The sequence below is a fragment of the Actinokineospora sp. NPDC004072 genome, assembly GCF_053604195.1.
On record NZ_JBSGHB010000017.1, the window covers coordinates 43,409 to 55,958 of the forward strand.

Annotated in this window: 9 protein-coding genes and 1 pseudogene; 5 read left to right on the forward strand and 5 right to left on the reverse strand. The window is 73.6% G+C overall.

The window, feature by feature from the left end:
* Positions 1 to 117: 117 nt before the first annotated feature.
* Positions 118 to 702, reverse strand: a complete 585-nt coding sequence (locus tag ACWEPX_RS24490) for a hypothetical protein (protein ID WP_451899568.1) — start codon at positions 700 to 702, stop codon at positions 118 to 120.
* On the reverse strand, positions 699 to 1,160 hold the full coding sequence (locus tag ACWEPX_RS24495; protein ID WP_451899569.1) for a hypothetical protein: 462 nt from the start codon (positions 1,158 to 1,160) through the stop codon (positions 699 to 701). Before ACWEPX_RS24495 ends, ACWEPX_RS24490 begins: the two co-directional genes overlap by 4 nt.
* A 445-nt stretch (positions 1,161 to 1,605) precedes the next feature.
* On the opposite strand from ACWEPX_RS24495, the gene ACWEPX_RS24500 reads away from it, so the two are divergent.
* The 5 genes and pseudogenes from ACWEPX_RS24500 to ACWEPX_RS24520 form a co-directional block, all read left to right on the forward strand.
* The gene (locus ACWEPX_RS24500) at positions 1,606 to 1,806 is read left to right on the forward strand and encodes a hypothetical protein (protein ID WP_451899570.1); all 201 of its coding nucleotides are present in this window, start codon (positions 1,606 to 1,608) and stop codon (positions 1,804 to 1,806) included.
* Positions 1,806 to 4,070: a TOMM precursor leader peptide-binding protein gene (locus tag ACWEPX_RS24505; RefSeq protein ID WP_451899571.1), complete on the forward strand. Its 2,265-nt coding sequence runs from the start codon at positions 1,806 to 1,808 to the stop codon at positions 4,068 to 4,070. The genes ACWEPX_RS24500 and ACWEPX_RS24505 overlap by 1 nt, the downstream gene beginning before the upstream one ends.
* 34 nt (positions 4,071 to 4,104) lie before the next feature.
* Positions 4,105 to 5,592 carry a SagB family peptide dehydrogenase gene (locus tag ACWEPX_RS24510; RefSeq protein WP_451899572.1) on the forward strand — a complete coding sequence of 496 codons (1,488 nt, stop codon included), beginning with the start codon at positions 4,105 to 4,107 and terminating at the stop codon, positions 5,590 to 5,592.
* Between the two features lie 67 nt (positions 5,593 to 5,659).
* Complete coding sequence (locus ACWEPX_RS24515) at positions 5,660 to 7,969, forward strand: sensor histidine kinase (RefSeq protein ID WP_451899573.1); 2,310 nt, start codon at positions 5,660 to 5,662, stop codon at positions 7,967 to 7,969.
* A gap of 268 nt (positions 7,970 to 8,237) precedes the next feature.
* Positions 8,238 to 9,605: pseudogene (locus ACWEPX_RS24520) on the forward strand (sensor histidine kinase); the annotation flags it as partial.
* A 384-nt stretch (positions 9,606 to 9,989) separates the two neighbouring features.
* On the opposite strand, the gene ACWEPX_RS24525 reads toward ACWEPX_RS24520, so the two are convergent.
* The 3 genes from ACWEPX_RS24525 to ACWEPX_RS24535 form a co-directional block, all read right to left on the reverse strand.
* Positions 9,990 to 10,568 (reverse strand): response regulator transcription factor, encoded by a 579-nt coding sequence (locus tag ACWEPX_RS24525; protein WP_451899660.1) that lies wholly within the window; start codon positions 10,566 to 10,568, stop codon positions 9,990 to 9,992.
* Between the two features lie 146 nt (positions 10,569 to 10,714).
* Complete coding sequence (locus ACWEPX_RS24530; RefSeq protein ID WP_451899574.1) at positions 10,715 to 11,743, reverse strand: carboxymuconolactone decarboxylase family protein; 1,029 nt, start codon at positions 11,741 to 11,743, stop codon at positions 10,715 to 10,717.
* An 84-nt stretch (positions 11,744 to 11,827) separates the two neighbouring features.
* Complete coding sequence (locus ACWEPX_RS24535) at positions 11,828 to 12,550, reverse strand: DUF6239 family natural product biosynthesis protein (RefSeq protein WP_451899575.1); 723 nt, start codon at positions 12,548 to 12,550, stop codon at positions 11,828 to 11,830.

Here is a 12,550-nt window from a genome sequence, read left to right on the forward strand (position 1 = left end):
CACCACATTCTCTTGCGTTCGTGATCGGCATTCCAGTGTTGCCGTCATCGCACTGGATGAAGTTGTGTCGGGTTCGGGTATGAGGAATTCATGGTCGGCCGGTGCCGCAAACACGGATCAGGCCGCGCCCAAGCCGATCGATTCGGCGAATCTGCGGGCGTGGGCAGGCAGATCGCGCGTGCGGGCCGCGGCGGCGGCCGCGGCGTCCAGCGGCTCGTCCGGGGCGGAGAGCAGGCACCGGATGAGCACCGGCCGCACGACGCGCACGACGTGGTCGCGCACCAGGGTCAGGAACCGGTCGGGCCGGGCGGTGCTCATCACCGACTCGTAGCCCGCGGCCCTGGCCAGGGCGCACACGTCAGCGCGCCCGGTCGGCGCGTCGGCGTCCTGGTCGGCGCCGAAGAGCCCGTCGTCGAGCACGACGTGCACCAGGCTCAGCCGGGGCAGGGTGCCCGCGGTGATCAGCCCCATCGGGTTGCGGGCGAGCGTGGCGTAGGAGTCGACCACCACGGTCGGCCTGCGCACCTGCATGGCCACGCCGATGCCCAGCGACGAGGCCAGCTCGCCGCCCGCGGTCAGGTAGAGGTGGTTGCGCCGGTCCTTGATCGAGCGCGCCGCGCGGCACGACGCCTCGCTGGTGAACACGACCGGCTCGGAGGTCGTGGCGCTGATGATCGCCCGGATCGCCGCCGTCCGGTTCATGCCCGCCGTCCCAGCGCCGCGGCCGGGATCAGCAGGGCGGTGGGCACCCGCAGGTCCCGCACCGCGTCCCGGGCCCGGCTCACCTGCTCGACGGCCGAGCGGCCCGGGTCGAAGTCGACGACCTCCAGGCCGAGCCCGTCCAGCATGGGCCGGGTGACCCGGGACAGCAGCCGGGCCTCGGCGGGCTCGGGCTGCACGGTGACCGCCAGCAGGATCGGCAGCCGGTAGGGCACCACCAGCGCGGCGATCGCGCCCAGCGACGGGCCGAGCCCGTGGTTGGGCAGCAGCACCACCGGGTTGTGGCCGGTCAGCGCCGCACCGGCGGCGATCCCGATGGCGTTGTCCTCGCGCGCCACCGTGAACACCCCCGGCCCGGCGCTCAGCGCGGCGTGCAGCGGCGACACGACCGCCCCTGGGGTGGCGTAGAACGGTCCGAATTCCGCCGCCACCAGCGCCATGGATAACTCGTCGACCGGATCGGCCTTTTGTGCTAGAGGTGTCATCTTCGGTTCCCCCGTTCGTTGAAGTCCCGACTCCGCCGCCGGGGCTAGCCCGCCCCGGGCCGGCGAATCGAATTCGGGAACGAAGCCCAGGTTTCGATCCCGATTCGGCGAAGGGTATTCTCCGCCTAACGCCATCTGCCGGTGCGGCCGCGCTCACCGCCCGGGTCGGCCCGCAGGGGCATCTGCCCTGGTGGGCGGCATAGCAGCCGACGCTTGACGACGGTCCCAGCAATGCCGTGCGCCGAACAGTGCATGCCGCATCCCTTGACCTGGGAAAACCGAGGTCAGCGGGTATGAAAAAGTCATATGCCCAGGATGCGCCCGGCACTGGCCGGGATCAGGCAGTTGATCGGAAAATTCGTCTCACCCACTGATTCACCACCACATTTGGAGACTCGCGATGAGCATTGCGGTGATGGCGAGCGTCGAGCAGCATTTAGCGTTCCTGGGTCTTGACGGCGTCGCTTTAGTCGGCCATTCGGCGGAGTTCGAGATCGACCGTTTCGACCACTGGGGCGACGAGTCCGCCCCGTCGGTGCGCTTCACCGCCTGCATGGGCGGCTCGTTCAAGACCGACGACCCGAGCCTCCAGGCTGCCTGATGTCCACCGCGGGCGCCGGGGACCTCCCTCGCATCGGGTTCAAGCAGCACATCAGGGCCGTGGTGGGCGGGTCGGCAGGCGCCTACCTGTTCACCGAACACGACACGACCGTGCTCCACGGCGCGCAGGTCGGGTCGGTCGTTCCCCTGCTGGATGGCACCCGGGACGTGGCAACCGTCCTGGAGTCCGTGCCGGTTGACATCCCGAAGGAGCAGGTCGCCGGGGTGCTCGCGAAGCTGTCGCAGGCGGGCCTGGTCTCCCTGCGGTCCGGGGCGGGCAGCGGCGACGCCAGCGCGGCGTACTGGGAGGCCGCCGGGCTCGACGGCGAAGCGGCGGCGGTCCAGACCGTCTGCTCCGCCGTCCACCTGGCGACCCTGGGCACGGTATGCGGCGCTGCGGCCGAGTCCGCGCTCCGGGCCGCGGGGCTCGTCGTGCACACCGACGGTGGGGTCGGGGACACCGACCTCACCGTCGTGCTGTGCAGCGACTACCTCGACCCGGGCTTCGCCGCCATCGACGCCGAGCAGCGCGCCGCGGGTCGGCCCTGGCTGCCCGCCAAGGTCGTGGGCACCAAGGTGTGGATCGGCCCGATCTTCGACCCCAGCAGGCCCGGCTGCTGGCACTGCCTGTCCACCCGGCTGTGGGAGAACCGGGTGGCCGAGAAGCACGCGCTGGCCGCGCTCGGCCGCACCGGCCCGGCGCCCAGCCCCAAGGGCGCGATCGCGCCCAGCACCGGGGCCGCGATCCAGCTGATGGCCCTGGAGGCCGCCAAGTTCCTCGCCGGGCACCGCCACGAGAACCAGCGCGCGGTCTGGGTCCTGGACACCCTCGACCTCACCGGCAGGCACCACGCCCTGCCCGTGCGGCCGCAGTGCCCCACCTGCGGCGACCCCGACCTGCTGCGCAAGCGCGGGCACGACCCGGTGCGGCTGTCCCCGCGCCCCCGGATGGCGTTCGCGGGCGGCTACCGCTCGGCCTCGGCGGAGCAGACCATGGCCGCCTACGAGCACCTGGTCAGCCCGGTCACCGGCATCATCAAGGAGATCGTCCGCGAGACCCGCGGCCCGGACTTCTTCACCTCGTTCCGCTCGGGGGCCAACGCCGCGGCCACCCGCGACCTCGGGATCCTGCGCCGGTCGCTGCGGATGTCCAACGGCGGCAAGGGGACCACCGCCGCCGAGGCCAGGGTGGGCGCGCTGTGCGAGGCGATCGAGCGCTACTCCGGCACCTTCCACGGCGACGAGGCGCGCGTGCGCGGGCGCCTCAGCGACCTGGGCGAGCAGGCCATCCACCCCAACGACGTGCTGCTCTACGACGAGCGCCAGTACCGCCAGCGGGCCGAGTGGAACCGCGTCCACGCCAGCTTCCAGTGGGTCTGCGCCCCCTTCGACCCGCACGCCGAGCTCGACTGGTCGCCGGTCTGGTCGCTGACCGAGCAGCGCCACCGCCTGCTGCCGACGGCCCTTCTCTACCACGGCGCGCCCGGCATGGGCATGGTGTGCGCGGACTCCAACGGGAGCGCGGCCGGGTCGAGCCTGGAGGACGCGGTGCTGCAGGGCCTGCTCGAACTGGTCGAGCGTGACGCCGTGGCGCTGTGGTGGTACAACCGCACCCGCATGCCCGGCGTCGATCTCGACGCCTTCGCCGACCCCTGGATCGATCGGATGCGCGAAGTGCACGCCGAACTCGGCCGCCAGGTCTGGGTGCTGGACATCACCGCCGACACCGGCATCCCGACCATGGTCGCGCTGTCGCGGCGGACCGACCGCCGCACGGAGGACATCGCGATGGGCTTCGGCGCGCACCTGGACGCGGGCATCGCCCTGCGCCGCGCCCTGACCGAGCTCAACCAGATGATGCCCGCGGTGGTCACCGCGGCGGGCGACGGGGAGTACGACATCGATGACCCCGACGCCGTCGCGTGGTGGCGCACCGCGACGATCGCCAACCAGCCGTACCTGCGCGCGGACCTCGCGCAGCCGCAGCGGACGCCCCGGGACTACCCCCGGCACCACTCGGCCGACCTGCTCGACGACGTCACGCTGGTGCGGCGCAGGCTGGAGGCCCTGGGGCTGGAGGTGCTGGTCCTGGACCAGACCCGGCCCGACATCGGCCTCCCCGTGGTGAAGACCGTGGTGCCCGGCCTGCGTCACTTCTGGGCGCGGTTCGCGCCCGGACGGCTCTACGACGTCCCGGTTCGGCTCGGGCACCGCGCCGTTCCCGCCGACTACACGGAGCTGAACCCCATGCCCATGTTCCTGTGACGGCGTGCGCAGGCCGAGTGAGCGGAGCGAAGCAGTGTCAACGGAGTCCGGCCGGTCCGCGCGGCGGATCCGGTTGTGGTCGTTGTCCGAGGACGTCCTGGTGGAGGGCGATCCCGGCGACGACCACGTCGTCGTCATCACCCGCTGGGGCGAGACGAAGATCGACGACCCGGACGGCACCGCCCGCGCGTCGCTGCGCCGGATGAGCTTGGGGCCGATCGCCCTGGGCAACGTGCTGCCGGGGGAGGACGGGGGCGTCGAGTGGCACCGGGTCACCGAGATCCTGGGCAAGCTCGGCGGCTCGGTGGTGCACTCGCTGGGCGCGCCGAGCGGCGGGGCGCCGCTGCTGTCGGTGGTCCCGGTGGCCAGGGACGCGGTGTTCGAGGTCGTCGACGTCGACCCCGGGCTGCCGGTGCGCCTGTCGCGCTTCGCCGCCCTGCGCAGCAGCGACGGCGAGCTGCTGGTGGAGTCGCCGCTGGCGCGGTTCCAGGTGGTGCTGCACCGGCGGATGGTCTCGCGCGTCGTGGTGGCGATGTGCGCGGCGACCTCGATCGCCGAGCTGGCCCAGGGCCTGGACATCGAGCAGGACGTCGTCGCCGACATCGTCGCGTTCATGGTGGCCTCGGGCATCGTCCTGCTGGGCGCCTGGCTGGACCGCGAGCCCGCCCGCGAGCCGCGCTTCGCCGAGGACGCCGACCCCGCGCTGGTCCGCTGGTCCCACCACGACCTGCTGTTCCACGCACGCACGAGGATGGGCCGCCACGGCGGGCTGACCGGGGTGACCTTCCCGCACGCGGAGACCTCGCCGCCGCCCGCGGTGGTCAAGGTCGGCCGGACCGGGCCGCGCTACGCGCTGCACCGCCCGTCCGCGCGCGACCTGGCCGCAGGCGACCCGCCGCTGATCGCCGTCGTGGAGAACACCCGGCTGTGCCAGGAGATGCGCGGGCCGGTGACCGCCGAGCAGATCGGCGAGCTGCTCTTCCGCGCCGCCCGGGTCCGCTCGGTCTCCCCGGCCTCGGCGGGCGGCGACCACGTGTACGAAGTGTCCGATCGGCCGTACCTGAGCATCAACGGGCTCTACGAGCTGGAGCTGTACCTGTGCGTCAACGAGGCCGAGGGCCTGCCGCGCGGGATCTTCCACTACGACCCGAAGGACCACGCGCTGACGCTGGTGCGCGACGGGGAAGCGGCGATGTCGGAGGTGCTCGACAGCGCGATGATCGGCACGGGGGCGGCGTGCTGGCCCCCTGCTATGCTCACGATAACCGCTCGGGTAGCACGGTCGTCGTGGATGTATGGGGGAATCGCCTACTCCCTGACACTGACGCACGTCGGGGCGCTGCAGCAGATGCTGTGCATCTCGGCGACGGCGATGGGCCTCGCGGCGTGCGTGCCCGCGATCGACCCGGGGGACGCCGTGGACTCCGCGTTGGGGTTGGAATGGCCTGCGGAAGTGGGTGTCGGCGAGTTCGTCTTCGGGAACAGGCAAGATGCGCCTGCTGGCCCGATTGCCCCCCTATAATCCCGAACGACCACAGACGGTGAGTACAGCTCGACTTTCTGCGGTCGTCACGGGAGGGGAGGCAGCGGTGACCGAACGCCCAGGAGCATCGGCAGGCGACGTGCTGGACGAGTCGGGCCCGTCGGGGGAGGCGTGGCGGACGCCGTCGCTGGCCCCGTTGGTCGCCTGGGTGATCGTGCTGGTGGCGTACGCGGCCTTCTGCGTCATCGCGCTGATCTGGATCGTGCGGGCGGGCACCCCGTTCTGGGAGTGCGTGCTGGCGGGCGGGTACCTCGCCGCCATCTTCGGCCTGCAGGTCTACCTGGGCCGACCGGAAACCCTCATCCGCGCCCCCGTCACCTACGCCGTGCTGCTCGCGCAGGCGTTCCTGGTCACCGTCCCGCACACCCAGTTCGGCATCCTCTGGGGCGGGATGCCGGTGCTCTTCGCCGCCAACCTGGTCCTCGTGCTGCCGCCGCGCGTGCGGTGGTGGGCGATGGGCGGGTTCCTCGCCATCATGGCGCTGATCCACGGGATGCTCGGCGCGACATCGCGGGATCTGGTCGTGCTGGTCCTCAACAGCCTGGTGGGAGCGCTGGAGTTCTACGGCCTGACGAGGCTGGCGCGCCTGGTCGCGGCGGTGCACGCCGCCCGCGCGGAGTTGGGGGAGGCCGCGGTCGCGCGGGAGCGATTACGGTTCGCGAGCGACCTGCACGACCTGCTGGGGCTGAGCTTGTCCACGGTCGGGCCGAAGGCGCTGGCCGCCCAGGAGGCGATGGCGTCCGATCCGGACCGGGCGCGGGCCGAGCTGGGCGAGGTGCTCACCGTCGCCCGGCACGCGCTGGCCGACGTCCGGCTGGTCGCGGGCAGCTACCGGGACACCTCCATCAGCGAGGAATCCCGCACGGTCGGGGCGATGCTCGCCGATTCCGACATCGATGTCCGCATCGACGTCAACCACGGCGAGCTGCCCGTCCACGTGCGCACCGTGGCAGGCGCGGTGCTGCGCGCGGGCGCGGCCGAGGTGCTGCACCGCGACGCCACGTCCTGTGTGATCAGCATGCAGCAGGTCGGCGACGCGGTCGAACTGGACATTGTCGACGATGGCGAGGTCGACCCCGATTCGGCCGCCTTGGCTGAAACCGAACCGGACACGGCCGCCTCCCTGCTGGACCGCGTGCGCGCGGTCGGCGGGACGCTGGGTCGCGAATCGCTGCCGGACGGCCGCAACCGCCTGCGGCTGCGCGTGCCCCACGAGGTCGGCGCGGAGGCCGACCCGGTGCGCACCTCGGCGGATGAGCAGACCGCGGTGGAGTCGGGCAGGCTGACCAACTGGGTCACCCGCACGGTGTTCATCATCTTCGTCGTCGGCATCCTCCAGCGCAGCTGGGCCAACGGCGCGCCCCTCGGCACGCTCATCACCATCGCGCTGTTCGGCTTCGCCTCCCTCGGCGTCCAGCTGTGGGTGAGCAAGCCCGACGCCGCCGTCCAACCGCGCCACCGCTACCTGGTGCTCGGCCTGCTGGCCGCGTTCATCTACCTGCCGCTGCTGGTGCTGGGCCCGGCGTGGGAGAGCGTGCCCGGCTTCCTCGCGGGCTCGGCGCTGCTGCTGCTGCGCCCCGCGGCCGGATGGCTGGTGTTCCTGGCCGTCCTGGTCAGCGTCCCCGCGGTCAAGGCGGCGAGCCTCGTCGACCCGCTCCAGGTGGTGAACATCGCGGGCAGCACGCTCATCACCGGCCTGGTGGTGTTCGGCCTGACGTGGATGGGCCGCTCGGTGCACCAGCTGCGCACCGCGCGCTACGAGCTGGCCCGCATCGCCGTCGCCGAGGAGCGGATGCGCTTCGCCCGCGATCTGCACGACCTGCTGGGGCTGAGCCTGTCGGCGATCGCCCTGAAGACCGAGCTGGCCCAGCGGCTGATGGTGGTGGACCAGGACCGCGCCCGCCACGAGCTCGGCGAGATCGTCGACATCGCCCAGCTCGCCCTGGCCGACGTGCGGCTGGTGGCCAACGGCTACCGCGACCTCTCGCTGAACGAGGAGTCCCGCTCCGCGGAATCGGTCCTGGTGGCCGCGGATGTCGATGTGCGGCTGGAGATGCACTACGGCGAGCTGAGCCCCGAGGTCCGCACGGTGCTGGCGACCGTGCTGCGCGAAGGGGTGAACAACGTGCTGCGCCACAGCGTCAAGGGCGCCCGCTGCGAGATCACCGTCCGCCAGGTGGACCGCATGGTGGTGCTGGAGATCGTGAACAACGGCGTGGCAGGCCAGCCCAGGCTGTCCCCGGGCGGCAGCGGCCTGCGCAACCTCTCCGCCCGCGTCGCGCGCCTGGGCGGCGAGCTGACCGCGGGCCTCGCGCCGGACGGGACCTTCCGGCTCAGCGCCCGCGTCCCCGCCTGAGCCGGGCCATCCTAACTCGACCGTCGATCCGCCATTCGGCGGCAGTTCACCCTGCGGCAACCGGGAATCAGCGGCGGCGTACCCTTGCCGGGAGCGCGGAAGCTCCACTGTGAGCGGTCCCGGCGCAACCGGCGGCCCGGCGTTCGCCTGGGTGGGCCACGCCGGGTCGCACCGGCCGAACACCGCAGCGCGGCAGCCGCCACCGGCACCCGCGCGGATCTGCTTGTTGCCCGGGTGAATCCGGCGGTTCTGCGTCTATGGTGCTGGTATGGGGGAAGATCTCGCTCGGGCGCCCTCGCTGGCCAGAACCGTCGTCCTCACCTCGTGCCTGGTGCTGTGCCTGGTCGCGTTCATCCACGTGGTCCACGCGGGCAGCTCGACCCTGGACGGCCTGCTGGCCACCGCCTACCTGCTGTGCCTGCTGGGCGCGCAGGTCGCGTTCCTGCGGACGCAGACCCGCGCCGCGGTCGCCTGCTCCCTGCTGCTGGCCCAGGTGATCCTGGTCTTCGTGCCGCTGACGCAGTTCGGCGAGGCGTGGGCGGGCCTGCCGGTCCTGCTGGCCGCCAACGCCGTCATCGTGCTGCCCACCCGGATCGGCTGGCCGGTCTGCGCCGGGGCGGTCGCCCTGATCTGCCTGGCCCGCTGGTTCATCGGCGGGTCGTGGCCGCAGCTGGGCGAGGCGGCCGTCGCAGCCGTCGCCGGGACATTGGGCTTCTACGGCCTGGTGCGGCTCTCGCGGTCCATCGCCAGCGTGCGCGCCGCCCGCGCCGAGCTGGCCGAGGCCGCGGTGGCGGGGGAGCGGGCCCGGTTCAGCCGGGACCTGCGCGAGCTGCTGGGCGCCAGCCTGGCCGGGATCAGCCGGGCGGCGGCGGCCGACCCGGGCGACCTCGGCGCGATCGCCGAGCGCGCCCGCGCGGCGCTGGCCGCGGTGCGCCGGGCGGCCTCGGGCTACCGGGCCAGCGCCCGGCTGGCCGACCCGCGCACCCGGGTCAGCTGGCTGCTGCCCGCGGTCTTCTGCGGCTTCGCCGCCGCCGCCGTGGTGCAGAACGCGCGGGCGGGGACGGGCGCGCTGCTGGTCACCGCGGGCTTCGCGGTCCTGTCGCTGGTGGTGCAGCTGCGCTGGGTGCGGGTCGGCGGCCCGCCGCTCGTGCTCGTGGTGCAGGCCGTGCTGGTGTACCTGCCGGTGGTGTTCCTCGGCGCGCAGTGGTCGGCGGTGGTGGCCTTCGTCGGCGGGTCGGCGCTGGTGCTGCTGCGGCCCGCCGCGGGCTGGCCGGTCTTCGCCGCCGTGGCGGCCAGCGTCCCGGCCATCCACGCCGCGCACGGGGTCGCCTCGCTGGCCGTCGTCGACGCCGCCGCGGGCGCGGTGGTCACCGGGCTGGTCGTCTACGGCCTCACCTGGCTGACCCGGGTCGACCGCGAGCTGCGGGTGGTGCGGTTCGAGCTGGCCCGGGTCGCGGTGGCCGAGGAGCGGCTGCGCTTCGCCCGCGACCTGCACGACCTGCTCGGGCTGAGCCTGTCGGCCATCGCGCTCAAGGCCGACCTGGCCAGGCGGCTGGCCCAGCACGACGGCGAGCGCGCCCGCCGCGAGGTCGTCGAGATCGCCGACCTGGCCAGGACCGCGCTGGCCGACGTGCGGCTGGTCGCGGGCGGCTACTGCGAGCTGTCCTTCGCCGACGAGGTGGCCTCGGCCCGCTCGGTGCTGGCCGCCGCCGAGGTCCAGACCAGCTTCGAGCTGCCGGGCGCCGAGCTGCCCCGGCCGGTCCAGGCGGTGCTGGCCACCGTGCTGCGCGAAGGCGTCACGAACGTGTTGCGCCACGGACAACGGGGCTCGACCTGCTCGGTGGTCGTGCGCCGCTGCGGCGGGGACGCGCTGCTGGAGATCGTCAACGCCGCCGCGGCTGGACCCGGGTCCGGCGGCAGCGGCCTGGCCAACCTGGCCGCCCGGGTGGGCGCGGTCGGCGGCGCGCTGGTCGCCGGGCCGACCGGGGACGGGCGCTTCCGGCTCAGCGCCCGCGTCCCGCTACAGCCAGCCCGCCTCCCGGGCGATGCGGATGGCGTCCACCCGGTTGCGGGCGTTGAGCTTGCTGACGATGGTCGTCAGGTAGTTGCGCACCGTCCCGGCCGACAGGTAGAGGCGGGCGGCGATGTCCACCGCGTTGAGCCCGGCGGCGGCCAGCTGCAGCACCTCGATCTCGCGCCCGGTCAGCGGGCAGTCGGCGCCGTCCCACGCGGCGAGGGCCAGGTCCCCGTCCACGACCCGGCGGCCTGCGGCGACCCCGCGGATGGCGTTGGCCAGCTTGTCGGCGGGCGCGTCCTTGAGCAGGAAACCACCGACCCTGGCCGCCAGCGCCCTGCGTAGCGTGCCCGGCCTGCCCAGGCTGGTCAGGATCAGCGTTCGGCACTGGGGGAGCTGCTCGTGCAGCTCGGTGGCGGCGGTGAGCCCGTCCTTGCCGGGGAGGTCGATGTCGATGACGGCCACGTCGGCGTTGGCGGTGCGGGCGGTGTGCAGGATGTCGTCCCCGGAGGCCACCTCGGCGACGACGTCGACGTCCGGTTCGAGGTTGAGCAGCGCGACCAGCGCACCCCGGACCATGTGCATGTCCTCGGCTATCAACACCCTGATCACACTGTGCGCCTCTCCCGAGCCCGTCTTCTCTTGTTCTACCACCGATGCACGTGCGCGCCGCCCGCCGACCGGCGTCACCCGGAGGTGGTTCGGGTACCGGCGAATGGCGGTTGCCAACACTACAGAGGTTGGTGCGCCGGGCAGGCGCATTCCGCTGACGCGGCGTGCGGGACCGGGGCCCGGCCCGGTCCCAGCCTGCGCGCGGCGCCCAGGGCCGCCCACGCGGTCAGGGCGACGAGGTCGGCGTCGGTGTGCCCGCGCCGGAAGTCGTTCACGATCGTGTCATCCACCTGGTAGGGCGCCTTGGCGGTGAGCAGGGCGAGCACGCAGGCGGCGAAGCTGCTGTGCGGCAGGCCCGCGGCCAGGTCGTACGCCCAGGCCCGGCTCATGCCCACCGGCGTGCCGTCCCAGCTGTCCAGGGCGTCGGTGACGACGGCGCGCACGTCGGCGGGGACCGTCCGCGCGGCCAGCTCGTCGATGGCGTGGTAGGCGCGGGCGAAGGCGTCGGCCAGCACCGGGTTCGGCGCGGCCCAGGCCAGGTCCGGCGCGGGTTCGGCGGCGGGCAGGAACACCAGCGCGCGGCCCGGCCGGTGCGGCTTGGCCGCGTGCGGGCGCATGGCCCGGCCGAGCACCTGCCGGGCGCCGTCGTGCAGGCCGGGCGGCAGCGGGGAGTCGGTGAGGAAGACGCTGGCCATCCGGGTCAGGTAGTGCGCGGCGACCGCGGTGCCGATGTGCTCGGGGGCCTCGGCGCAGCTGAACGGCGCGGTCCCGGACCCGCCGGTGCGCGCCCACTCGGCGACCGGGTCCAGTTCGGACCGCACGTCGGTGAGCGCGGCCAGGGTGGCGGCGTGGACCTCGTGGCAGTAGGGGCAGCGGTTGCGCTCGGCGACGCCCGCGGCGATCGCCTCCTTCACCGACCGGGCCACCAGCCCGGCCGCGACCAGCGATTCGCGCAGCAGCAGCCACGACGCGGCCAGCGCGCGGGGGGCCGCGGTGTGCAGCGCGATGGGGGCGAGCAGGCCGAAGTAGGCCTCCACCTGCCGGTGGACGCCGACGACGAGGTCGCCGCCGCGGCCCGGCCGCACCCGGGCGACGTGGCGGATCTGGTTGCGGGTCCGACGCAGCGCGAGCCGGATGAAGGTCCCCATCTCAACGCCCTTTCCTCGAATTCACCGAGGGTCGGTGCGAACGTAACCCCGTCACCCGTTCGTGTGTTCTCGCATCGTGCGCACTTATCCGAGCACGGCCACCTGCGTCCCCGCGCCCACCAGCGCGACGCCCAGGCAGGCGGAGACGACCAGCAGGGCCCCGCGCAGCGCCCGGTTGCTGGGCAGCCCCAGCGTCAGCCAGGCCAGCCCGGCGAACGCGACGATCATCCCGGTGTGCAGGCTGTCGCCCCGCTCGGCGCCCGGCGGCGCCCCCAGCCACCCGGTGGCGAAGGCCCACCCGGCCACCGCGGCGGCGACCACCACGACCACCGGGGCCGACCACTGGACGAACCGGGGGACCTCCCGGTTGGCGAAGGCCAGGTAGACCGGCCCGCCCGCCGCGGCCAGGGAGAGCGGCACCGCGATGGGCGGCAGGGCGAACCCGCCGGCCAGCAGCAGCTCCAGGCTCACCGCCACCGCCGCGCACACCGCGACGAAGCACGAGGTCATCCGCTCCGGCCTGCCGAGGAACCCGCGCAGCATGGCGAACCCGCCCACCGCGGGCAGCGCCACCAGCACGGCGATCTTCAGCGCCAGCGGCCCGATGTCGAACGGCACGTCGATGACGTGGTTGCCGTGCAGCTGGGCGGCCGCAGGCGCGGCGGTGCCCACCATGAGCACCCCGACCGCGCAGAGCACCCCGACCGCGCCGAGCACCCCCGCGGCCGCGGCGGCCCCGCGGCGGCGGGACCGGGCCGCCGCGGGGGCGGCGGCCCGGTTCGGGGACGGGGAGGCGCTGGCGGGCAT